The 20,739-nt window shown below is 69.1% G+C and carries 19 protein-coding genes; 3 read left to right on the top strand and 16 right to left on the bottom strand.

The features are described from left to right. Positions 1-23 precede the first annotated feature (23 nt). The 6 genes from JJB11_RS03700 to JJB11_RS03725 all read right to left on the bottom strand — a co-directional run bounded on the left by JJB11_RS03700 (position 24) and on the right by JJB11_RS03725 (position 10,032). Entirely contained in the window at positions 24-6,107 is a 6,084-nt protein-coding gene (locus JJB11_RS03700) for a hybrid sensor histidine kinase/response regulator (RefSeq protein ID WP_201166538.1), read from the bottom strand. Positions 6,108-6,205: 98 nt separating this feature from the next. Then, on the bottom strand, positions 6,206-8,464 hold the full coding sequence (locus tag JJB11_RS03705) for a methyl-accepting chemotaxis protein (protein ID WP_201166539.1): 2,259 nt from the start codon (positions 8,462-8,464) through the stop codon (positions 6,206-6,208). 19 nt (positions 8,465-8,483) lie between these two features. After that, entirely contained in the window at positions 8,484-9,014 is a 531-nt protein-coding gene (locus JJB11_RS03710) for a chemotaxis protein CheW (protein ID WP_201166540.1), read from the bottom strand. Positions 9,015-9,039: 25 nt separating this feature from the next. Continuing rightward, a complete protein-coding gene (locus JJB11_RS03715) occupies positions 9,040-9,405 on the bottom strand; it encodes a response regulator transcription factor (RefSeq protein ID WP_201166541.1) in 366 nt (121 codons plus the stop codon). A gap of 14 nt (positions 9,406-9,419) precedes the next feature. Further along, a complete protein-coding gene (locus JJB11_RS03720) occupies positions 9,420-9,800 on the bottom strand; it encodes a response regulator (RefSeq protein ID WP_201166542.1) in 381 nt (126 codons plus the stop codon). Between the two features lie 79 nt (positions 9,801-9,879). Beyond that, entirely contained in the window at positions 9,880-10,032 is a 153-nt protein-coding gene (locus JJB11_RS03725) for a rubredoxin (RefSeq protein ID WP_201167035.1), read from the bottom strand. Positions 10,033-10,152: 120 nt separating this feature from the next. Between JJB11_RS03725 and thiD the strand changes: the two genes are divergently transcribed. Both thiD and hemL read left to right on the top strand, forming a co-directional pair. After that, a complete protein-coding gene (gene thiD, locus JJB11_RS03730; RefSeq protein ID WP_201166543.1) occupies positions 10,153-11,079 on the top strand; it encodes a bifunctional hydroxymethylpyrimidine kinase/phosphomethylpyrimidine kinase in 927 nt (308 codons plus the stop codon). Positions 11,080-11,114: 35 nt separating this feature from the next. Then, positions 11,115-12,416 (top strand): glutamate-1-semialdehyde 2,1-aminomutase, encoded by a 1,302-nt coding sequence (hemL, locus tag JJB11_RS03735; protein WP_201166544.1) that lies wholly within the window; start codon positions 11,115-11,117, stop codon positions 12,414-12,416. Positions 12,417-12,429: 13 nt separating this feature from the next. Here the strand turns inward: hemL and JJB11_RS03740 are convergent, their stop codons facing one another. From JJB11_RS03740 to dusB, 4 genes are all read right to left on the bottom strand, one after another. Next, positions 12,430-13,797, bottom strand: coding sequence for an APC family permease (locus JJB11_RS03740; protein ID WP_201166545.1), 1,368 nt, complete (start codon positions 13,795-13,797; stop codon positions 12,430-12,432). A 103-nt stretch (positions 13,798-13,900) separates the two neighbouring features. Beyond that, entirely contained in the window at positions 13,901-15,472 is a 1,572-nt protein-coding gene (gene purH, locus JJB11_RS03745; protein WP_201166546.1) for a bifunctional phosphoribosylaminoimidazolecarboxamide formyltransferase/IMP cyclohydrolase, read from the bottom strand. A gap of 52 nt (positions 15,473-15,524) precedes the next feature. Further along, entirely contained in the window at positions 15,525-15,761 is a 237-nt protein-coding gene (locus JJB11_RS03750) for a Fis family transcriptional regulator (protein ID WP_201166547.1), read from the bottom strand. Continuing rightward, complete coding sequence (gene dusB / locus JJB11_RS03755) at positions 15,754-16,797, bottom strand: tRNA dihydrouridine synthase DusB (RefSeq protein WP_201166548.1); 1,044 nt, start codon at positions 16,795-16,797, stop codon at positions 15,754-15,756. Before dusB ends, JJB11_RS03750 begins: the two co-directional genes overlap by 8 nt. Before the next feature lie 121 nt (positions 16,798-16,918). Here dusB and JJB11_RS03760 point away from each other — a divergent pair, with 121 nt between their 5' ends. Continuing rightward, positions 16,919-17,389, top strand: coding sequence for a YqaA family protein (locus tag JJB11_RS03760; RefSeq protein ID WP_201166549.1), 471 nt, complete (start codon positions 16,919-16,921; stop codon positions 17,387-17,389). Here the strand turns inward: JJB11_RS03760 and JJB11_RS03765 are convergent. From JJB11_RS03765 to JJB11_RS03790, 6 genes are all read right to left on the bottom strand, one after another. After that, the gene (locus tag JJB11_RS03765) at positions 17,344-17,526 is read right to left on the bottom strand and encodes a hypothetical protein (RefSeq protein WP_201166550.1); all 183 of its coding nucleotides are present in this window, start codon (positions 17,524-17,526) and stop codon (positions 17,344-17,346) included. The genes JJB11_RS03760 and JJB11_RS03765 overlap by 46 nt on opposite strands. 127 nt (positions 17,527-17,653) lie before the next feature. Then, positions 17,654-18,640, bottom strand: coding sequence for a sulfurtransferase (locus tag JJB11_RS03770; protein WP_201166551.1), 987 nt, complete (start codon positions 18,638-18,640; stop codon positions 17,654-17,656). Beyond that, positions 18,624-19,259 (bottom strand): DUF6969 family protein, encoded by a 636-nt coding sequence (locus JJB11_RS03775; protein ID WP_201166552.1) that lies wholly within the window; start codon positions 19,257-19,259, stop codon positions 18,624-18,626. The genes JJB11_RS03770 and JJB11_RS03775 overlap by 17 nt, the downstream gene beginning before the upstream one ends. After that, the gene (locus JJB11_RS03780; protein WP_201166553.1) at positions 19,259-19,522 is read right to left on the bottom strand and encodes a hypothetical protein; all 264 of its coding nucleotides are present in this window, start codon (positions 19,520-19,522) and stop codon (positions 19,259-19,261) included. Before JJB11_RS03780 ends, JJB11_RS03775 begins: the two co-directional genes overlap by 1 nt. Continuing rightward, complete coding sequence (locus JJB11_RS03785; protein WP_201166554.1) at positions 19,519-20,163, bottom strand: YeeE/YedE thiosulfate transporter family protein; 645 nt, start codon at positions 20,161-20,163, stop codon at positions 19,519-19,521. The genes JJB11_RS03780 and JJB11_RS03785 overlap by 4 nt, the downstream gene beginning before the upstream one ends. Next, complete coding sequence (locus tag JJB11_RS03790; protein ID WP_201166555.1) at positions 20,163-20,684, bottom strand: YeeE/YedE thiosulfate transporter family protein; 522 nt, start codon at positions 20,682-20,684, stop codon at positions 20,163-20,165. Before JJB11_RS03790 ends, JJB11_RS03785 begins: the two co-directional genes overlap by 1 nt. Positions 20,685-20,739 lie beyond the last annotated feature (55 nt).

The raw sequence follows: 20,739 nt of genomic DNA on the forward strand, positions 1-20,739 counted from the left end.
CGTTTCTCGTCCTCCAGCCGGCGTTACGCCGCGACCGCCTGGGTGCAGTAATGCTTCACCAGGCTCAGCAGCTCTTCTTCCGAGTAGGGCTTGCCCAGGTAGTGGTTCACGCCCAGCTCCTTGGCGTGCTCGCGGTGCTTCTCGGCGATGCGCGAGGTGATCATCACGATCGGCAGGTGCGCCAGGCGCGCATCGGCGCGGATGTTGCGCGCGAGGTCGAAGCCGTCCATGCGCGGCATCTCGATGTCCGACAACACCACCGACGGCAGTTCCTCGGCCAGTTTTTCGAGCGCCTGCAGGCCATCGGCGGCGAGCGCCACGCGGTAGCCTTCGCGCACCAGCAGGCGCTGCGTGACGCGCCGCACGGTGATCGAATCGTCCACCACCAGCACCAGCGGCACCGCCGGCGCCACCGGTGCGGCCGGCGTGGCGGGCGTCACGACGCGCACGGCGCCTTCGCCCAGCACGTCGGGGCTCGCATGATCGGCGCTCAGCGCCCGGGCCTGCTCGCCGTACACCTGCGCCAGCGCCACCGGGTTGTAGATCAGCACGACGGCACCGGAGGCCAGCACGGTCATGCCGGCAAGGCCGGGCAGGCGCGACATCTGCGGGCCGAGGTTCTTCACCACGACTTCCTGGTTGCCCAGCACTTCGTCCACGTGCACCGCGATGCGTTGCGCGGCCGAGCGGAAGATCACCACCGGCAAGGTCTTGCCCTGCGGCTCTGTGCTGCGCGCCGACGACTGCAGCAGCGCGCCCGACCAGAAGAAGGGCAGCTGCTCGCCGGCGAACTCGAAGCTGGCGCTGTTGTAGGCCTGCTGGACTTCCTTCAGGCTGCCGCGGCGCACCAGCTCCACCAGGTTGGCCGGCACGCCGATCGACAGCTTGCCGGTGCGGATCATCACCACCTGCGTCACCGCGGTGGTCAGCGGCAGCACCAGCTTGAAGCTCGTGCCGCGCCCCCTCTGCGTGGCCGTCTCGATGCGGCCGCCGAGCGCGTTCACTTCGGCGCGCACCACGTCCATGCCGATGCCGCGACCGGCGAGCTCCGTCACCTGCTGCGCCGTGGAAAAGCCGGGCAGGAAGATCAGGTTGGCCGCGTCGGCGTCGGAGAGCTGCTGGTTCGGCTGGATCAGGCCGTTCTCGATCGCCTTCTGCCGGATGCGCGCGACGTCGAGGCCGGCGCCGTCGTCCTGGAATTCGACCGAGACGTCGTTGCCCTCCTGGCGCACCTGGATGACGATGTTGCCGGTGGCGTCCTTGCCGGCCGCGGCGCGCGCCTGCGGCGTCTCGACGCCGTGGGCCACGCAGTTGCGCAGCAGGTGTTCGAACGCAGGCGTCATCCGATCGAGGACGCCACGGTCCATCTCGATCGTGCCGCCCAGGATGTCCAGCTTCACCTGCTTGCCGCTTTCCTTGGCGGCCAGGCGTACCACGCGGTACAGGCGGTCCGAGATGCCCTCGAACTCCACCATGCGGGTGCGCAGCAGGTCGCGCTGCAGTTCACGGGTCTGGCGCGCCTGGGCGATCAGGTCGTCTTCGGTCGCTTCCACGACGCGGTGGATGCTCCGCTGCACCGTGGCCACGTCGTTCACCGATTCGGCCATCAGCCGCGTGAGCTCCTGGACGCGGGTGAACCGGTCGAACTCCAGCGGGTCGAAGCCGGCGGCGGTGTCCTTGGCCTGCGCCATGCGCGACTGCATCTGCGACTCGGCCTGCACTTCGATCTCGCGCAGCTGGGCGCGCAGGCGGTCGAGGTTGCCCGTGAGGTCGCCCAGCGATCCGCGCAGCTGCTTGAGCTCCGACTCCAGGCGCGAGCGGGTGATCATCACCTCGCCGGCCTGCGTGACCAGGCGATCGAGCAGCTGCGAGCGCACGCGCACGGCCTGGTTCGCAGCCTGCCGCGCGGGCGCGAGTGCGGTCGTCACCGGCATCGCGATCGCAATCGCGGTGCGCGACGGCGGCATCGCGGCTGCGGGCGCGGGTGCGGGTGCGGGCCCATTGGCTGCAGCCGCAGCCGGCGCGGCTTGCTCTGGCGGTGCCGGGCGCGGCACTTCCGCCGACTTCACGCCAGCGACCGGCGCCGGCGCCGGCACCGCAGCGGGCGCGGCCGCCGGCGGCTCGGCCGGCGCGAAGCCGCCAGTGGCCTTCAGGGTGTCGAAGCGGCCCTGCATGGCATCGAACCGCTGCAGCAGCGCTTCGATGTCCGCCGGCGCGATGTTTTCGTGGCCGAGGTATTCGACCTCGGACTCCATGCGGTGCGCGAGCTCGCCCAGCTGCAAGGCGCCGGCGAGGCGGGCGCTGCCCTTGAGCGTGTGCAGCACGCGCAGCACCAGGTCGCGCGGCTCGCGCTGCTCGGGGCGCGCGGCCCAGGCGCGCAAGGCGCCGCCCAACTGCGGCATCAGTTCCGCGGCCTCCTCCTCGAAGATCGGGAACAGGTCGGGATCGATTGCATCGACGACGTCGAGTTCTTCCTCGGTGTCGACCGCCACCAGCGGTGCGCGCTGCGCCACGCTGGCCGTGAGTGCCGCGGGCTGCGCAATCGGCCCGTGCGCCACGGGCGGCCGCACGGGCGCGGCCGGTGCAGCGACCTTCGCGGGCTCGGCGGCCGGCTGGTACTCGAAATCGTCCGCCGGGGGAAATTCGCTCGCCAGCTCCGAGCGCGGCTCGCCTTCGGCGTGCTTGAGCGCCTGCAGCTCCGCCAGCAGGCGCGGCTCGGGCTGCTTCAGGAAGCCGGCGGCGAACTGGTGCAGCAGGCGGCGCACTTCTTCCGCCGCCTCGGTGAAGGTCCGCGCATGCGCCGGCGTGCCGTTCGCCAGGGTCTGGGTGTGCTGCAGTGCGCCTTCCATGGCGCGGGCGATCTCCGAGAGCGCCTGGAAGCCGACGGTGGCGGAACTGCCTGCGAGCGCGTGTGCCCACCCCACCGTGGAGTCGGCGACGCGCTCGTCCATCTGCAGCGCCCACTCGCTGATTTCGGTGGCGAGCCGGCGCGACCACTCGTCCGCCTCATTGAGATAGACGTTGTACAGCGGGATGCCGATGCGCAGCGTCCCGATCACCTTCACCTGTTCTTCGCGTGTCGCTTCGGGTTCGGGTTCGGGCTCCAGCCCGGGAGCGACGCGGACCGAGTCGATCGCAGGAAACTCCGTCTCCAGCCCCGCGGGCGTGGTGAAGCGGAAGTCGTCCAGCGGCGACATCGGCACGTCCGCCGACGGTATCGCGTTGGCGGCAGGCGTGGACGGACCGGCAACGGCGGACAGGCTGGCGAAATCGATCCCGGCGATCTCGTCCGGCGCTTGTTCCGGCAGCGCCGCGGGCGGCGCTTCATCCAGGCCCATGGGCGGCAGGACGGCCGTGGCGATCAGCTCCTGGCTCGCCTGCGGTTCCGAGGCAGCGGCACGCGGGGCATGCGCCACAGGCTCTTCCTTGCCCAGGATCGCCGTCGCGGCGAAGTCCGCCGCGAACTCCGGCGGCAGTTCGTCGGCCGACAGTTCGGCGACCTCGGTGGCGCGCGGCGATCCGGCCGCAGGCTCCAGGTCCGGCAGTTCGATGCTGAACATCCCGTCATCAACCGGCGCAGGCGCTTCGGCTGCGGGTGCCAGCTCCATCGTGAAGCCGAGATCCGGCAGGTCGGCCGCAGCCGGCCCGGAGTCGTTCGCCGCGGGCTCGCTCGCCTGCTCTTCGAACGGCGGCAACTCGAGCGCCGGCTCCTGCCCCGTGACCGCAGCGCCCGCGTCCGGCGTCTCGATGGGCAGCAGCTTGCCCTCGGTGCGCATCGCATCGGCTGCAACGCGGAAGTCGGACGCCTTCCAGCCGGAGTCGCTGTTCGCGGCGATGTCCTCGACCCAGCGCCCGAAGGCCGTCAGCGCCTCGGTGGAGAGGACGCGCAGCGCGTCGGTCGCGGGCTTCTGGTCGGCCAGCCACGTGTTGAGCACCTGCTCCAGCGCCCACGCGGCTTCGCCGAGCTCGTTGAGGCCCACCATGCGCGAGCTGCCCTTGAGCGTATGGAACGCGCGGCGCAGCGTCGTGAGCTCACCCACGTTCTTCGGCTCTTCGGCCAGCACCCGCAGCGCGGCCAGTCCGTTGACGACGACCTCGCGTGCTTCTTCCAGGAAGATCTGGCGCAGTTCCTCGTCACCCTCATCGTCGCCCGTCGTCGGGGCTGCGGCAGGCGCGGACGAGAGCTGGGCGGCCGCCGGCGCGCTCGCAGGCGCCGCAGCTGCAACGCCGGCCGAGGCGGGCGCGAAGTCGAGGGGCGGCAACTCCAGCGCCGTGGCGGGTGCGGCGGGTGCGGCGGTTGCAGCGGGCGCGGACGGCTCGGCCCGCGGCGCAGCCCGCGCCGGCATCGCCGGCACTTCGGCGCGTCCCATCAGAGGGCGCAGCTCGCCCGTGCGGTCGTCCCACACGAACAGCTTCTTCACCAGCGAAGGCTGGTAATTCAGCATGTCGATCAGGAAGCCCAGCGCACCCAGGTTGTTGCCAAGGCGGTCGAAGGTGCCGGCGCTGCGCGCCTGCTCCTCGTCCACTTCCGTGACGATGATGTTCTCGACCGCTTCGCGCATGCGCAGCACGGCTTGCGCGGCCTGGTCCAGGCCCAGCACCGAGAGCACGCCCCGCATCTGCGAGAGGAAGGCGGGTGCGTCGCGCAGCGGCCCCTTGTCGGCGGGATTGCGGAAGAACTGGTCCAGCAGCTTTTCCAGTTCGCCCATGGTGCCGCGCAATTCGCCGACCACGCTGCCCATGGTCTGCCTGTCGCTCACGCGCCGGTACAGGTCCTCGACCCAGGACTCCAGCGGCTCGGGCGCGCCGCCCCGTGCGACCTTGTCCAGCCGCTCGGCCAGGCGCGCGGTGCGCTCGGACAGTCTCTGGTCGCTGGGGTCGATGTCCTGGAAGGCCGCCTCCAGGTAAAGCACCGCGGTGGCGACTTCCATCGCGAGTTCCGCGCTCGGCGGCTTGCCGCTCTTCATCACGCCATCCACCGCGCCGGACATGGCGTGCGCCAGCGGTTGCGCGGCCGGATAGAGCTTCACGAGCGTGTCGCACAAGGAGTGGAACTGTTCGCCGACGCCCTTGACCTTGTGCGCCTCGCCGCCGGACAGCGCGGACCAGTTTTCCTTGGAGACGCCGATGCGCTTGCGCAGCTGCGTCAGCAGCATGGGATCGAAGCGGCCGAACGGGCTGCTCGCGTAGTCCGCCGGCGTGGACTGCTCGAGCCCGAGGCCGTGGCGCACCGCCGCGAGCGTCGCGCTTGCGGGGCCTTGCGGCGGCACCGCCTGCGCGCAGAAGAACGCGAGGTCCTGCGCCAGCCGGTCCGACACGCTGGTGTCGCCCTTGGCGAGCGATGCGTACTGCAGCAGCACGCGGGAGGCGCCGCGCTTGACGTACACGTCGGGCGGCAGCAGTCCCAGTGCGATCGCCTCGAAGTAGCCGGCGGCCACCTTCCAGAAGACCTTGGCCTGCTTCGCTTCCTGGGAAGCCGCGAGCGCCAGGCTGATGTCGGCGAGTTCGCGGCCGGCGGCGGGGTCGGCGGCCTTGACGATGCGCAGCACCGCCTGGTCCATGCGCGCGCGCACGGACGGGTCGTACTGCAGGGACTCGGCGGGCGCCGGCACCGGGAAGTCGTTCCAGCGCCAGTCGTAGGTCCACAGGTCGGTGGGGTGCGCGGCGGCGCCACACAGGTCCTGCACGTCCTTGTACTGCAGGAACAGCGACAGCGGCGACACCTTCTTGCCGCCCAGCAGCGCCTCGAGGTACTCGGTCAGCGCGAAGCCCGCGCGCTCCACCTTGGCGGCCGCAGCTTCGGTGCACAGCTCGGGGCGCTCGATGAACTTCTGCGCCGCGCCTTCCATGACGCGCAGGATCCGCGCCGGCGCGCCCAGCCCCACCATCTCCAGGGCACCGACGGCCTGGTGCATGTGCTGCCGCGCGATGCGCAGGTGGCCGTTGTCGACGTTGGTGAGGTCCTCGCCGCGCGCCTGCGCGGCATCGCGCACGAAGCGGCGCAGCGCCGACGAGGCGGACTCGAGCGACTTGCGCAGTTCGTCCAGCACCCAGGCCAGGGGGCCCAGGTCGTTGTTCGCCAGATCGATTTCTTGGGCTGCTTGCATGTGTCTAGGGGCTAGGGTCTAGGGGCTAGGGTCTAGGGGGCGGGGGTCTGGCTGGCTTTTCCCTAGCCCCTAGCCCCTAGCACCTAGTCCCTTGCAACTCACGCAATCTTGAATCGAGACACCGACTGACGCAGTTCTTCCGCCATCCGCGTCAGTTCCCGCACCTGCTGGGCCGTCGAGCGAGTGCCTTCTCCGGTCTGCTCCGTCACGGCGAAGATGTGCTGGATGTTGCCGGCCACGACGTTGGCCGATTCGGCTTCGCGCGACGCGGAGGTCGAGATCTGCTCGATCAGCTCGGCGAGATGGCGCGACACCTGGTCGATTTCCGTCAGCGCGGTACCGGCGTTGTCGGACAGCTTCGCCCCTTCCACCACGCCCTGCGTGGAGCGCTCCATGGCGGCCACCGCGTCCTGCGTGTCGGTCTGAATGGCCTTCACGAGCGCCGAGATCTGGCGCGTCGCGTCGGCCGAGCGTTCGGCCAGCCGCTGCACTTCCTCGGCCACCACCGAGAAGCCGCGTCCCGCTTCACCGGCCGACGCGGCCTGGATGGCGGCGTTCAGGGCCAGCACGTTGGTCTGTTCGGTAATGTCGGAAATCAGTTCGGTGATTTCGCCGATCTCCTGAGACGACTCGCCGAGTCGCTTGATCCGCTTGGACGTTTCCTGGATCTGGTCGCGGATGGCGTTCATGCCGCCGATGGCGTTCTGCACCGCGCTGAGTCCCGACTCGGCGGCCTTCAGCGACTGGCGCGCGACCTGGGCGGATTCCTGCGCCTGACCGGCCACCGTGTTGATGCGCCCGGCCATGTCCAGCACCGACTGGCCGGTTTCGCGGATCTCGCGCAGCTGCTCGGTCGAAGCCGCCAGCAGTTCGGTGGAGGTCGACTCCACCTGCGCCGTCGTCTGCGCCACCTTCGTGGCCGTGTTCTGCACCGCGCCCACCAGCTGGCGCAGTTCTTCCACCGTGTAGTTCACGGAGTCGGCGATCGCGCCCGTGATGTCCTCGGTCACCGTCGCTTCCTGCGTCAGGTCGCCTTCGGCCACCGACTGCAGTTCGTTCATCAGGCGAAGAATGGCCGCCTGGTTGGCGTCGTTCACGCGCTTGGCTTCCTGCTCCTGGCGCTCGGCTTCGTGGCGCATCGTTTCCGCGCGTTCCTGCCGGTTGCGCGAGTCCTGCAGCTGCACGTAGGCGAGGCCGATCGCGCAGCCGATGGCGAACAGCGAGGAGATCGCCAGGGCCAGCAACGCGCCGGCGCCGAGGCCGGTCTGCGCAGACAGGCTGCCCTGCACGTCTTCGAGCGCGCGGCGCAGCGGCTCGGAGTCCGCGATGATCGAAGCCTGCGCTTCCCGCGCGGACACCAGGCCCTGCAGGTTGCCCAGGATGGCGCCGGCCTGCGTGCGGGTCTGCTCGTACAGCTTCAGCAGCGCGTCCAGGCGTTCACGGACCTGTTCGTCCTTGGAGCCGGCCAGCCGCAGTTCGGGGCTGCCATCGCGCAGGCCCTGGGCGATTTCCCGGAACGAGTTCAGGTCCTTGCCCAGCAGGAACACGGCCTCGGGCGACACGCCTTCCATGGTCAGGAATTCGTTCGCCGACTTGCCGATCCGCTGCGTCAGCATCACCAGCTGGCCCGCCGCGGAGATCTCCGCCGCGCTCGCGTTCTGCTGCAGCTTCAGCGAGGACACCGTCTCCGCGATCTCCAGCAGGTCGGAGGACTGCCGGTTGATCGTGCGCAGCGCAGTGCCCACCTGCGTCAGGATCTTCTGCTGCGCCAGCACCGTGTTCGCGTTCTTCTCGGCGCGCTGCATCAGCGGCACGATCTTGTCGATTTGCGGCTGCAGGTCCTGCGAGACCGGCGCCAGGCGCAGGTTGGGGTCGCCGTTCTTCAGGCCGCGCACCGTCTGCGCCAGCACCTGCGCCGACTCCTTCACGTCGGGGAAGGCCTGCGGACTGCCGATCAGCGCCTGCGACACCGACTTGGCAAGGCGCTGCGACTGCATCAGCGAGCTGCCGGTGCCGGCCACCTGCTGGGCGACCTTGTCGGCCTGGTTCACCGCGTAGATCGCGACGGAGCCCAGCACCACGAGCGAGAGGGACAGCAGCGTGAACAGGATGCGCTGGTGGGTGGCCGTGGTGCGGCGGCCCAGTACCGGGACCGAAATCAGTTCCGCCGGATCGACCTGCTCGGAGATCGACTCCTCCTCGCCCAGCGTGGTCGAGTCGTCCTGCGAGCTGCCGGCCTCGATGGTGGCGGTGGTCGCGTCGGGCGCGCCGAGGCTCAGTTCCTGCGTGACGGACGGGTCGGCCGAATCTTGCGCTCTCTTGCCGAACAGGTGCTTCAGGGAAAAAACGACAGACATGGTGTGCCTTCGGGAAGGTCTAAGCGCTGATGCTCAGGAATTGGGGTTCTTGCGAGAGCGCCTGCAGGTTGATCTCCTGCCAGTACGCACCGTTGGCATCGGTGTAGCCGCTGCCGAAGAACGCCGGCGAGCCCTCGGGTGCGTCGTTGGACGAGACGAAGGCGTCGGTGTTGCGCAGGCCGGCGAGCCGGTCGACCAGCAAGGCGCAGTTCACGTCGAGCAGCGCATTGAGCGCGACGAGCCGGGACTCGGCGCGCAGCGCGTCCGAACGCAGCTGCGGCGCCTGGCCGGTAACGTAGCTGGCGAGGTCGACCACGCCGAAGAGGCCGCCCCGCAGGTTCGCGACACCCAGGAACCAGGCCTGCGTGTAGGGCACCTGCTGCGCGGAGGTGAACGGGAAGATCTCGCCCGACTGGCTCAGCGGGAAGAGGTACTTGCTGCCCGCGGCTTCGACCGCGAGCCAGCCCGCCTGCACGCCCTCGGTGCGGGCGGCTTGCAGGCGGCTGGCCAGCCGGCTTTGCAGCTCGCGGAGGGCTTCGCGGTTGGCCATGGAGGCTTGCTGCGGGGTGCCGCTGTCAGCCCAGGGCCTTGATCTTGGCCATGAGCTCGGCGGCGTCCACCGGTTTGGTGATGTAGTCGCGCGCGCCCTGGCGCATGCCCCACACCCGGTCGGTTTCCTGGTTCTTGCTCGTGCACATGATGATGGGCACGTCGGCGAACTGCGGATCGCGCGTGATGGCGCGCGTGAGCTGGAAGCCGTTCTGGCCGGGCATCACCACGTCCATGAGGATCAGGTCGGGCTTCTCTTCGCCGAGGCGGCGGAAGGCGTCTTCGGCGCTCTCGGCCGTCTTCACGGCGAACCCGTTCTTCTGCAGCAGGTCGGTCATGAACATCAGCTCGGTCTTGGAATCGTCCACAACGAGCACTTTGCGGATGGCCATCGCATCTCTCCTTCTTATTTGGCGGCGCCGAACTGCTGCACGGTCTGCAGCAGCTGGTCTTTCGTGAAAGGTTTGGTGAGGTAGTCCTGCGAGCCGACCATGCGGCCGCGGGCCTTGTCGAACACGCCGTCCTTGGAGGACAGCATCACGACGGGAACGGAGGAGAACTTGGCGTTGCGCTTGATGATCGCGCAGGTCTGGTAGCCGTCGAGCCGCGGCATGAGGATGTCGCAGAAGATCAGGTGGGGCTCGTAGTCGTTGACCTTCGACAGGGCGTCGAAGCCGTCTTCGGCCAGCATCACCTCGTGGCCGCCCTGCTTCAGGAAGATCTCCGCACTGCGCCGGATGGTGTTGCTGTCATCGATCACCAACACCTTCAATCCAGTGGTGCTCACGTGAAGCCTCTCCTCACTTGTTACTGCTCGAGGTGCGGCATCCCCTGTGGGGCGTCCCAGCGCCGCTTCTCGTGGTTTTTTAGATCTGGACCATCTCGAAGTCTTCCTTGCGCGCCCCGCACTCGGGACAGGTCCAGTTCATCGGCACCTGCTCCCACGGAGTTCCGGGGGCGATGCCATGTTCTGGCGAACCTGCGGCTTCATCGTAGATCCACCCGCAAATCAGGCACATCCAGGTCTTGGTCGTCGTCTCGGTCACAGCTTAAAGGGCCTTCGTCTAGAATGCAACGATTGTATCTAGGCCCTTTGCCTACCTCTCACGCAGAGGCCTCGCGTTGAAGATCACGGGCCCATGACGAATTCCACACCCATCCAGACGAAGCCCTCCGAACCGGAGAGCGAGGACGACGGTCCTGCCTGCGTGATGGTGTTCAACGCAAGCGATCCGAGCGGTGCCGGCGGACTCGCCGCCGACATCACCGCGATCGCATCCGTGGGCGCGCATCCGCTGCCCGTGGTGACCGGTGCGTACGTGCGCGACACCGGCGAGATCTTCGATCATTTCGCCTTCGACGAAGAGGCCGTCGCAGAGCAGGCGCGCACGATTCTCGAGGACGTGCCGGTGCAGGTGATCAAGGTCGGATTCGCGGGCAGCCCCGAGGCCTTGAGCACCATCGCGGAGATCGCGGCGGACTATCCGGACGTGCCCGTCGTGTCGTACATGCCGGCACTTTCCTGGTGGGACGAAGGCCCGACGGATCTCTACGAAGATGCCTTCCGCGAGCTCATGTTGCCGCAGACCACCGTGTTGGTAGGAAACCACAGCACGCTGTGGCGCTGGCTGTTGCCTGAGTGGAACAACGACCGCAGTCCATCCGCGCGCGACCTCGCCAAGGCGGCCGCCGACATGGGCGTGCCGTACACGCTGGTCACCGGCGTGCCGCTGCCCGACCAGTTCGTCGAGAACGTGCTCGCCACCCCGCAGGCCGTGCTCGCGAGCGAGAAGTTCGAGCGCTTCGACGCGGTCTTCTCCGGCGCGGGCGACACGCTCTCGGCGGCGCTGGCCGCGCTCGTCGCCGGCGGCGCCGACCTCGCGGCGGCCGCGGTCGAAGCCCTCGCCTACCTGGATCGCTGCCTCGACGGCGGCTTCCGGCCCGGCATGGGCAACGTGGTGCCGGACCGGATGTTCTGGGCGCAGCCCGGCGCCGGCGAGGGCGAAGACGACGAACCGGGCGGCGGCCAAGGCTTCGACCTGCCCGCTCACGACACCAAGCATTGAGCGCGGCGCGGCGCGCGCGCGACCGGACCCGTCCCATGGCCACTGACAAGAACGCAGAACTCTTCGAGCGCGCCCGCGCGCTGATCCCCGGCGGCGTCAACTCGCCCGTGCGCGCCTTCCGCGCGGTGGGCGGCACGCCGCGCTTCATCGAACGCGCGCAGGGCGCGTACTTCTGGGACGCCGACGGCCAGCGCTACATCGACTACATCGGGTCCTGGGGTCCGATGATCCTGGGCCACGGGCATCCGCGCGTGGTCGAGGCCGTGCAGCAGGCGGTGCGGGACGGCTTCTCCTTCGGCGCGCCGACCGAACGCGAGATCGAACTGGCCGAGGAAATCGCGCGGCACCTGCCGTCCGTGGAAATGGTGCGCCTCGTGAGCTCGGGCACCGAAGCGGCCATGAGCGCGATCCGGCTCGCGCGCGGCGCCACCGGGCGCAACCGCATCATCAAGTTCGAGGGCTGCTACCACGGCCACGCCGACGCGCTGCTGGTGAAGGCCGGCTCCGGCCTGGCCACCTTCGGCCATCCCACAAGCGCAGGCGTGCCGGCCGAAGTCGTGCAGCACACCCTGGTCCTCGAATACAACAACATCGCGCAGCTGGAGGAAGCCTTCGCGACGCACGGCGCCGACCTCGCGTGCGTGATCATCGAGGCGATCGCCGGCAACATGAACTTCGTGCGCGCCAGCGTGCCCTTCATGCAGCGCTGCCGCGAGTTGTGCACGCAGCACGGTGCGCTGCTCGTGTTCGACGAGGTGATGACGGGCTTCCGCGTCGGGCTCACCGGCGCGCAAGGCGTGTACGCGCGGGCCCTCCCCGGCTTCGCGCCGGACATGACCGTGCTGGGCAAGGTGATCGGCGGCGGCATGCCGCTGGCGGCCTTCGGCGGTCCGCGCACGCTGATGGAAAAGCTCGCCCCGCTCGGCCCCGTGTACCAGGCCGGTACGCTCTCGGGCAACCCGGTCGCCACCGCCTGCGGCCTGGCCACCTTGCGGGAGATCGCGCAGCCGGGCTTCTACGAGGCCTTGGGGCAGAAGACCCGCGCGCTGGTGGACGGCTTGCAGGCTGCGGCGGCGGAATCGGGCGTGGCCTTCTCGGGCGATTGCGAAGGCGGCATGTTCGGCTTCTTCCTGCTGCCGCAGCTTCCGCACAACTACGCGCAGGTGATGCGCAGCGACGCCGCCCGCTTCGGCAAGCTGTTCCACGGCCTGCTCGATCGCGGCGTGTACATCGCTCCGGCCCTGTACGAAGCCGGCTTCGTGAGCTCGGCGCACAGCGACGACGACATCGCCCGGACGGTGCAGGCCGCGCGCGAGGTGTTCCGCACGCTCGCCTGAGGCGCGGGACGCTTCAGCCGGCGGCCGCGACCTTCCAGATCTTCTTGCGGTTCAGGAACAGCGGGATCGCGCCGATCGCGATGCCGCCCATGCCCACCAGGTTCGTCACCCAGTCGAACGTGGGAATGCTGTAGAGCGCGATGAAGAACATGAACAGGCCGCTCGCGGCGGGCCACAGCACGCGCGTCAGCGCCGGCAGCACGCCGTCGCCCAGGCTGCGCCGGAAAAACCAGGCGCAGGCCAGGCCGGTGAGCCCGAGGTAGAAGCAGATCTGGAAGCCGATCGCCGTGATCGAGTCCTGCAGGATGACGTTGATGGTGGGCAGGTACGAGGACACGAACAGCAGCACCAGCCCCGCGACCCAGATGAAGAAGATCGCGATGTGCGGCGTCTGCCAGCGCGGGTGCAGGCGCGAGTAGCGGTGGTGCAGCGCGCCTGCTCGGCCCTTGGCGAACAGCGTGCGCGTGAACTGCAGCATCTGCGTCTCCACCGTGCCTACCGTGCTGAGCAGCACCGCCACGATCGCGATGTAGCCCCAGGTCTTGCCGAGAACCTTCTCGGCGATCGCGAAGATGATGTTGGTGTTGTAGTGCTGGATCTCGGCCTCGGTGAGCCCCAGCAAGGTGATCACGATGAACACCAGGAAGAACACCATCAGGAACACCATGGACCAGAAGGCCGCCCGCCCCGGCGTGCGGCTCGGGTCGCGCGTCTCCTCGCTCAGGTTCATGGTCACGTCCCAGCCGTAATAGAAGAAGATCGCCACCAGCGCGCCGGAGGCGAAGCCCGCCGGCGTGAAGGCGAACGGCGAGAACCAGTGCCACGAGAACGGGTGCACGGGCGCGTGCGGGAAGGTGACGAAGGCCATGACGATGATCACCAGCAGGATCACGCCCTCGACGAGGGTCATCGCCACCTGCACGTAGCTGGTGAGCTTGATGCCCTTGACCACCACCGCACTGACGAAGGTCAGCCAGGCCGCGGCGATCAAGGTGACGTAGTGCACGTCGTTCATCAGGTCGGGGCGCACGATCAGCAGCGTGGCGTTGGCGGCCGGGATCATCGCGGACACCATGAACACGCAGCACAGCACCAGCAGGGCCCAGCCGGCAAGGAAGCCGAGCGCCGGTCCGAACACGTGCGTCACCCAGGCGAAGGAGGTGCCCGCGTTGGCCATCGCCCGATTCAGGTGGATGAACGCGAACGCGATGCCGAACATGATCAGCCCGCACGCCAGGATGCTGGCGGGCGAGAGCGTGCCGGCCGTGCCGATGATGGTGGAGGTGGTGATCTCGATGCTGTAGGCGGGCGCGGTGCCCGCGATGCCCATGATCACCGACTCCACGATCCCCAGCGAGTTTGCGTTCAGCGAATCGGCCATGTCGGCACGGTCTCCGGCGTGAGCGCCAGGCAGGACCATCCCGCCGCAGCCTCGGCGCCGTTTATAGGGCAAGCCGCCGCGCCCCGCAAAGGGGACGGGCGAATCAGTGGCGGAAGTGCCGAACGCCGGTGAACACCATCGCCACGCCGCGTTCGTTGGCAGCGTCTATGACTTCCTGGTCGCGCATGGAGCCGCCAGGCTGGATCACGCAGGTCGCCCCGGCATCCACCACCACGTCGAGGCCGTCGCGGAAGGGGAAGAAGGCGTCGCTCGCCACCACCGTCCCCTTCATCTCCAGCTTCGCGTTCTGCGCCTTGATCGCGGCGATGCGCGCGGAGTCGACGCGGCTCATCTGGCCCGCGCCCACGCCGATGGTCATGCCATCGCGGCAAAACACGATCGCGTTGGACTTGACGTACTTGGCCACCTTCCACGCGAACAGCAGGTCCTGCAGTTCCTGCGGGCTGGGCTGGCGGGTCGTGACCACCTTCAGCTCTGCTAGCGTCACTTCGCGGTTGTCGGCGGTCTGCATCAGCAGGCCCGAGCCCACGCGCTTGATGTCCATGAGGTTGCGGCCCTGCTCCCAGGCCGTAGTGCCGCCGGGAGGCAGCGCGATCCGGAGCAGGCGCACATTGGGGCGTTCCTTGAAGAGGGCGAGCGCCTCGGGCGTGAAGTCGGGCGCCATCAGCACCTCGACGAACTGGCCGCGCACCTTCTGGGCCGCCGCGCCATCGACGGTGCGGTTGAAGGCGATGATGCCGCCGAAGGCCGACGTCGGGTCGGTCTGGAAGGCCTTGGCATAGGCCTCCAGCGGGTCCTTGCCGACGGCGACGCCGCAAGGATTGGCGTGCTTCACGATCACGCAGGCCGGTGTGTCGAAGCCCTTGACGCACTCCCAGGCCGCATCCGCATCGGCGATGTTGTTGTACGAGAGTTCCTTGCCCTGCAGCTGCTGCGCGGCCACCAGCGAGCCCGGCGCCGGATGCAGGTCCCGGTAGAACGCGGCCTGCTGGTGCGGGTTCTCGCCGTAGCGCAGGTCCTGCAGCTTCACGAAGCGGCCGTTCGCCTGCGCCGGGAACGGCGAGCGCGTGCCGTCCGGCTGCAGCGAGGAAAGGTAGTCGCTGATCGCCGCGTCGTAGTTGCTGATGCGGTTGAAGGCAGCGACCGCCAGCATGAACCGGGTCGAGCGCGAGACTCCGCCGGAGGCCTTCAGCTCCGCGATCACCTGCGCGTATTGCGACGCGTCGGTGAGCACCGCGACGTCCTGCCAGTTCTTGGCGCCGCTGCGCACCATGGCCGGGCCGCCGATGTCGATGTTCTCGATGGCGTCTTCCAGCGTGCAGCCCGGCTTCGCGACGGTCTGCTCGAAGGGATAGAGGTTCACCACCAGGATGTCGATCGGCGTGATCGCATGCCGGTGCAGTGCCGCCACGTGGTCCGGGTGGTCACGCCGGCCCAGCAGGCCGCCATGCACCTTCGGATGCAGCGTCTTCACGCGCCCGTCCAGCATCTCCGGGAAGCCGGTGAGCTCGGCGACTTCCGTGACGGGCAGCCCCTGTTCGGCCAGCAGTTTCGCCGTGCCGCCGGTGGAGATCAGGCGAACGCCCAGGTCGTGCAGCGCGCGAGCGAGTTCGGCGATGCCGGTCTTGTCGGAGACGGAGAGGAGTGCGTTCATGGTGTGGGGCGCTGCGCGCTGCGGCCCTGCCGCTGCGCGTGCCGGCGCCGGTTCATTTCAGGAGCTTGTGCTCGATCAGTTTCTTGCGCAGCGTATTGCGGTTCAAGCCCAGCCACTCGGCGGCGCGGGACTGGTTGTTGTCGGCCTTGGACATCACCACTTCCAGCAGCGGCTTTTCCACGACCTTCACCAGCATCTCGTACATCCCGTCGGGCTCGGTTCCGCGCAGGTCGCGGAAGTAGCTCTCCAGGCTCGCACGGACGCACTCCTCGATCTGTTTCTTACTCATTGACGTTCTCGGCGAGTTCCTCCGTCCTCGCGTCCGCCGCCGCCGGCAGGCGGTCCATGCGGGACGCGAGCCCCTCGAAGAAACGGTCCACGGCGGCCAGCTGCGTCCTGCTGTCCTCGACCGTATTCATTTCGGCGCGGAACGCCTCGCCGCCCGGAAGCGTGCGGACGTACCAGCCGATGTGCTTGCGCGCGCTGCGAACGCCGGTGAATTCCCCGTACAGCGCGTAGTGATCCTCCAGGTGCGAAAGCAGCGCCCGCTGCACTTCCACCACCAGCGGCGGCGCCAGTTCGGTGCCGGCCTGCAGGAAGTGCACGATCTCGCGGAAGATCCACGGCCGTCCCTGCGCCGCCCGGCCCACCATGACGGCGTCGGCACCCGTGCGCTCGAGGACCTCGCGCGCCTTGCGCGGCGAGGTGACGTCGCCATTGGCGACGACGGGAATGCGCACGCTCGCCTTGACCGCGGCGATGGTCTCGTATTCCGCCTCGCCCCGGTAGCCCTGCTCGCGCGTGCGGCCATGCACGGTCAGCATCTGCACGCCGGCGGACTCGAAGGCGCGGGCGAGCGCGACCGCATTGCGGTGTTCCGCCGACCAGCCCGTCCTCATCTTGAGCGTGACCGGCACGCCGTGCGGCGTGCACGCAGCGACGACGGCCTGTGCGATGGCGAGCGCCAGCGGCTCGTCCTGCATCAGCGCCGAGCCTGCCCACTTGTTGCAGACCTTCTTGGCCGGGCAGCCCATGTTGATGTCGATGATCTGCGCGCCGCGCGCAACGTTGTAGGCGGCGGCCTCGGCCATCATCTCCGCGTCGGTGCCCGCGATCTGCACGGCGACCGGCCCGGGCTCGCCCTCGTGGTTGGCGCGGCGCGAGGTCTTCAGGCTGTTCCACAGGTCCTTGCGCGAGGTCACCATCTCGCTGACCGCGTAGCCGGCACCGAATGCGCGACACAGCTGGCGGAACGGCCGGTCCGTCACACCCGCCATCGGCGCTGCGAACACGTTGTTCGCGAGGGTGTAGGGGCCGATCTGCATGGGTGGGAAGTGCCGAAAAAAGAGGCACGATTGTAGGCCCGGCGCGTTTCAGGCACTGAAATGAAACGCTTGCGATTCGTCAAGCCGACGACCGGGAGGGCTCCGATAAGATCCGCCCGACATGCCCATCTGGATGGAATCACTGTTCGCGCTGCTCGCGCTGCCGGAGTACGGGCTCAGCACCTTGTTCGTCGCGGCGTTCGTGTCGGCGACGCTGCTGCCCGTCGGCTCGGAGCCCGCGCTCGTGGGGCTGCTGGTGCTGAACCCGCAGCTGTATTGGCCCGCCATCCTGGTCGCGACGCTGGGCAACACGCTCGGCGGGATGCTCGATTGGTGGATGGGCTACGGCGCCCACCAGGTTGCCGACAAGTACGCGCACTCGCGCGTGCACCTGCGGGCGCTGGCGTTCCTGGAGCGGCTCGGGCCCAAGGCCTGCGCGCTGGGCTGGTTGCCCATCGTCGGCGACCCGCTGTGCGCCGTCGCCGGCTGGCTGCGCATGCCGTTCTGGCCCTGCACCGGCTACATGCTGCTCGGCAAGTTCCTGCGTTACCTGATCATGACGCCGGTGCTGCTGGGGCTGCTGCCGCACTGAACCGCATCCTCCGCGGCCTCGGTCGCGGCGAACACCACCGCGAAGGTCAGCGACAGCAGGAGTGCGTAGAGCAGCAGTTCGTAGCAGCGCACGGCGCGTGCGCGCAGGCGCAGCCACAGGCTTTGGATGTCGGTCATCGGCCCCTCCGGAGAGCGCGCATCATCGCCCCACCGGCCGCCCGCGTGCAGTGACATGTGCACCTTGCGGCGCTCGCCACAAGGTGCGCACGGCGACGACCCGCTGCCGGGCCGCGCCGCGCGTGGATCACTGGACGCTGACCAGCGGGCGCTTCTCCTGCGTCCAGAGCGACATCGAGCCGTCGTACAGGCGCGTCTTGTGGTTGCCCATGATTTCGGACATCACGAACCACGCGCCCGAAGCGAGGTGGCCGGTGTTGCAGTAGCTGATCGAAGGCGCGTCGGGGTCGATGCCGTTGGCGCGCATTAGCGCGTCATAGACCTTGGGCGGATGGAAATACAGCGCGCCGTTGGCCGCCCGCGTGAGCAGCTCGGGCGCGAGGTTCTTCGCGCCGGCCACGTGGCCGAAGGCGGCCACCGTCGGCGCCTTGGAGGTCCCGAAGTACTGCGGCAGCCCGCGTGCATCGACAAGCTGCATGGACTGCTTCTCGGACGCTTCGGCCACCTGGTCCGAGTTTGCGAGGTACTCCGGACGATCCGGGCCGGCCTTCCACGTGCCGGTCACCTTCCCGGGCGCGGCGGTGGTCACCTCGTGGCCCTCCGCCAGCCAGCCGGCGACGCCGCCGTCGAGCATGGCCACGCGGTCCTCTCCGCGCAGCTTGAAGGTCCAGTACAGGCGCAGCGCCTCGTCGATGTCCGCGATCTGCTGGCCCATGGGCACCAGCACGATCGGCTTGTCGGCCGCGATGCCGGCGGCCTGCATGCGCGCCTGGAAGTCCGCGCCTTCGGGCGACAGGAACTTCACCTTGCGCCCGTCCAGCACGCGCTCGGTGCGCACCTCCTTGAAATCGACCAGCCGCGCGCCGGGCAGGTGGCCGCCGACGTCCACGAGGCTCTTCTTGCCGGTCTTCGCGTCCGTTTCGTACACGGGCTCCTTGCCGAAAGAGGCGAAGTCGGATCGCACCTCGACGACTTGCACCTCAGCGCGGTGGTCGACGAGCCAGGCGGCGTTGACCACCGGGCCGGGTAGTTCGACCGCGAAGGCGGGCGACAGGCCGGCGGCCAGGGCGAGCCACGCCAGCGGTTTGCGGATGAAATCAGTGAGACGGGACATGGTCGTTTTCCTCGGGTGAAATGCGAAGCGCCTGCATGCGCCCCAGGCGATCGGGCAGGGACACGGCGCGCTGGCTGGTGATGTGCAGCGAGCGGTCCTGGAGGGCGGCGCCGCGGCCGCCGACGCGGCGGTCGCGCTCGTGCAGCAGTTGAATGATCTCGGCATCGTACAGGCGCACCATCGCCGTCAACCAGCGCGCCACCGGCGCCAGCCGTCCGTGCGCGCGCAGCGAGAAGCCGGCGATCAGCGCCTCCATGCGCGGAGCATCGCGCCACGCCTCGCCGGTGACCCACTGGTTGGTGGTGAAGAGGCGCAGCGGCAGCCCCCGCGCGTCGAGCGAAATGCCGACGAGGTGCGAGATGGCGTCCGGCTGCCCCGGCGTCGGGACGAACAGGTGGAAGTGCCCGTGCTCGCCCTCGGCGCGTTCGCCGGCGGGATGCGCGTGGTAGTAGAAGCGGGCGCCGCTGGCGGCATCGACATGGTCCTCGCGCGGATGGTGCGACCACTCGACGAAGCGCTGGGCGCCAGCGAGCGCTGCCGCGGCCAGACTGCGGCCGCGGCTCGCGTAGTGCCACTGCACCGCGATCACCTCGTCCGCCGCCTGGGCCCGAGCATCCATCAGCTTGCCTCGCCCGACTTCGGCTTGCGCTTGGCCCCGCAGGGATTCGCGGGTCCGCAGGGATTGGCCGCCCGCTTCTTCGTCGCGGCGCCGCAGGGGTACGCGGCTTTCTCCGCCTTCCCGGCAGCGCAGGGATTGGACGGCGCGCTCGCCGGTGTCTTGGCGGCCTCGGCGGCGACCGCCACGGGAGCGGCGCCCACGCCGGCGATGGCGACGAGCAGGGCGGACAGGCAGACGGTGGAGGAGCGGCGTGAACGGGTCATGGGGAGGTCATCGAAAGGGAAGAAGAGGAAGCGCCGGCTGCGGAGGTCGCTTGGGCGCCGGCCACGGCCTGTTCGGCGGTAACCGGGCCGGCGCCGCGGCGCTCGAAGCGCGCGGCCAGCCAGAACACGAACACCGCGGCGGCCACCATCGCTGCATCGACTACCCAGGGCGACACGTGCAGCAGGGCCGGCAGCGTGTCTGCCGACGCGAGCTCGCCGGAGGTCGTCCACGCTTCGAGGGCGCCGAAACCGCCCGCGAACACACCGGTGCCGAGCAGCAGGCCGATGAAGAACACGACGGCGTCGATACGGCCGGACACGAGGCCGACCACGGAGGTGCCGGGGCAGTAGCCGCCGATGGCGAAGCCGGCGCCCACGAGCGCTCCTCCGATGGCGGCTGCACCCAGGAACGCTGCCGGCACGTACAACTGGGCGGCTGCGACGACGCCGGTGGCGGTCAGCGCCGTCAGGCCCACGGCCGCGACCACGATGGCGGTGAACATCACCTTGAAGACCGACCAGTCGGTCAGGCGGAATTGCGCCGTCAGCTTGCAGGGACTGCCGAAGCCGGCGTTCTCCAGCACGTAGCCGAAGAGCGCGCCGCACAGCAGGCCGCTGGCGATGTCGGGAAGCGCGAACATCACTGGACTCCCTTGACGATGCGGCTGGTCAGCAGGCCGACTGCGAAGAAGGCGCCGAGAAACACGAAAGCGGCGAGTCCCAGCGTGGCCGCGCCGGACAGGCCGAGGCCGCTGGTGCAGCCGGCGGACACCCGCGCGCCGAAGCCGGATGCCGCACCGCCGACCAGCGCCCACATCAGGCGCTTGGTCGTGCCGACGCTGCGCGCGCCATCGAGCTGGACGCGGAAGCGGCCGGCGCGCCAGGCCGCGAACAGCCCGCCGGCGGCAACGCCGATCACCTGCCACGTGATCCAGGATGCCAGGGGCGACCCGTCTTCGAACAGCGGGCCGAGATAGGCATTGGAGCGGGCAGCGCCGCCGCCGAGGACGGCGGTGAGCCGGGTGGTGAATCCCGTGGCGCCGAGGCCGTGGCCCGTGAGCAGGAAGGTGAGGAGCAGCACGAGGCCGAGGAGCACGCCCGCGATCCAGGGCGACCAGAACGGCTTGATGGCGTGGTGAACGGAAGCGGATGGCACCGGCATGGAGAACTCCCGGGATGAGCCGGCTTTATATCCTCAATTACGGATTCAATATAGT

It is taken from the genome of Ramlibacter ginsenosidimutans, assembly GCF_016654015.1.
GTDB classification, from domain to species: Bacteria; Pseudomonadota; Gammaproteobacteria; order Burkholderiales; family Burkholderiaceae_C; genus Ramlibacter; species Ramlibacter ginsenosidimutans.

Bases quoted from the DNA above. Each gene is read 5' to 3' on its own strand.
- JJB11_RS03700 (WP_201166538.1), bottom strand. From the start codon at position 6,107: ATGCAAGCAGCCCAAGAAATCGATCTGGCGAACAACGACCTGGGCCCC.
- JJB11_RS03705 (WP_201166539.1), bottom strand. From the start codon at position 8,464: ATGTCTGTCGTTTTTTCCCTGAAGCACCTGTTCGGCAAGAGAGCGCAA.
- JJB11_RS03710 (WP_201166540.1), bottom strand. From the start codon at position 9,014: ATGGCCAACCGCGAAGCCCTCCGCGAGCTGCAAAGCCGGCTGGCCAGC.
- JJB11_RS03715 (WP_201166541.1), bottom strand. From the start codon at position 9,405: ATGGCCATCCGCAAAGTGCTCGTTGTGGACGATTCCAAGACCGAGCTG.
- JJB11_RS03725 (WP_201167035.1), bottom strand. From the start codon at position 10,032: ATGTGCCTGATTTGCGGGTGGATCTACGATGAAGCCGCAGGTTCGCCA.
- thiD (WP_201166543.1), top strand. From the start codon at position 10,153: ATGACGAATTCCACACCCATCCAGACGAAGCCCTCCGAACCGGAGAGC.
- hemL (WP_201166544.1), top strand. From the start codon at position 11,115: ATGGCCACTGACAAGAACGCAGAACTCTTCGAGCGCGCCCGCGCGCTG.
- JJB11_RS03740 (WP_201166545.1), bottom strand. From the start codon at position 13,797: ATGGCCGATTCGCTGAACGCAAACTCGCTGGGGATCGTGGAGTCGGTG.
- purH (WP_201166546.1), bottom strand. From the start codon at position 15,472: ATGAACGCACTCCTCTCCGTCTCCGACAAGACCGGCATCGCCGAACTC.
- JJB11_RS03750 (WP_201166547.1), bottom strand. From the start codon at position 15,761: ATGAGTAAGAAACAGATCGAGGAGTGCGTCCGTGCGAGCCTGGAGAGC.
- dusB (WP_201166548.1), bottom strand. From the start codon at position 16,797: ATGCAGATCGGCCCCTACACCCTCGCGAACAACGTGTTCGCAGCGCCG.
- JJB11_RS03760 (WP_201166549.1), top strand. From the start codon at position 16,919: ATGCCCATCTGGATGGAATCACTGTTCGCGCTGCTCGCGCTGCCGGAG.
- JJB11_RS03765 (WP_201166550.1), bottom strand. From the start codon at position 17,526: ATGACCGACATCCAAAGCCTGTGGCTGCGCCTGCGCGCACGCGCCGTG.
- JJB11_RS03770 (WP_201166551.1), bottom strand. From the start codon at position 18,640: ATGTCCCGTCTCACTGATTTCATCCGCAAACCGCTGGCGTGGCTCGCC.
- JJB11_RS03775 (WP_201166552.1), bottom strand. From the start codon at position 19,259: ATGGATGCTCGGGCCCAGGCGGCGGACGAGGTGATCGCGGTGCAGTGG.
- JJB11_RS03780 (WP_201166553.1), bottom strand. From the start codon at position 19,522: ATGACCCGTTCACGCCGCTCCTCCACCGTCTGCCTGTCCGCCCTGCTC.
- JJB11_RS03785 (WP_201166554.1), bottom strand. From the start codon at position 20,163: ATGTTCGCGCTTCCCGACATCGCCAGCGGCCTGCTGTGCGGCGCGCTC.
- JJB11_RS03790 (WP_201166555.1), bottom strand. From the start codon at position 20,684: ATGCCGGTGCCATCCGCTTCCGTTCACCACGCCATCAAGCCGTTCTGG.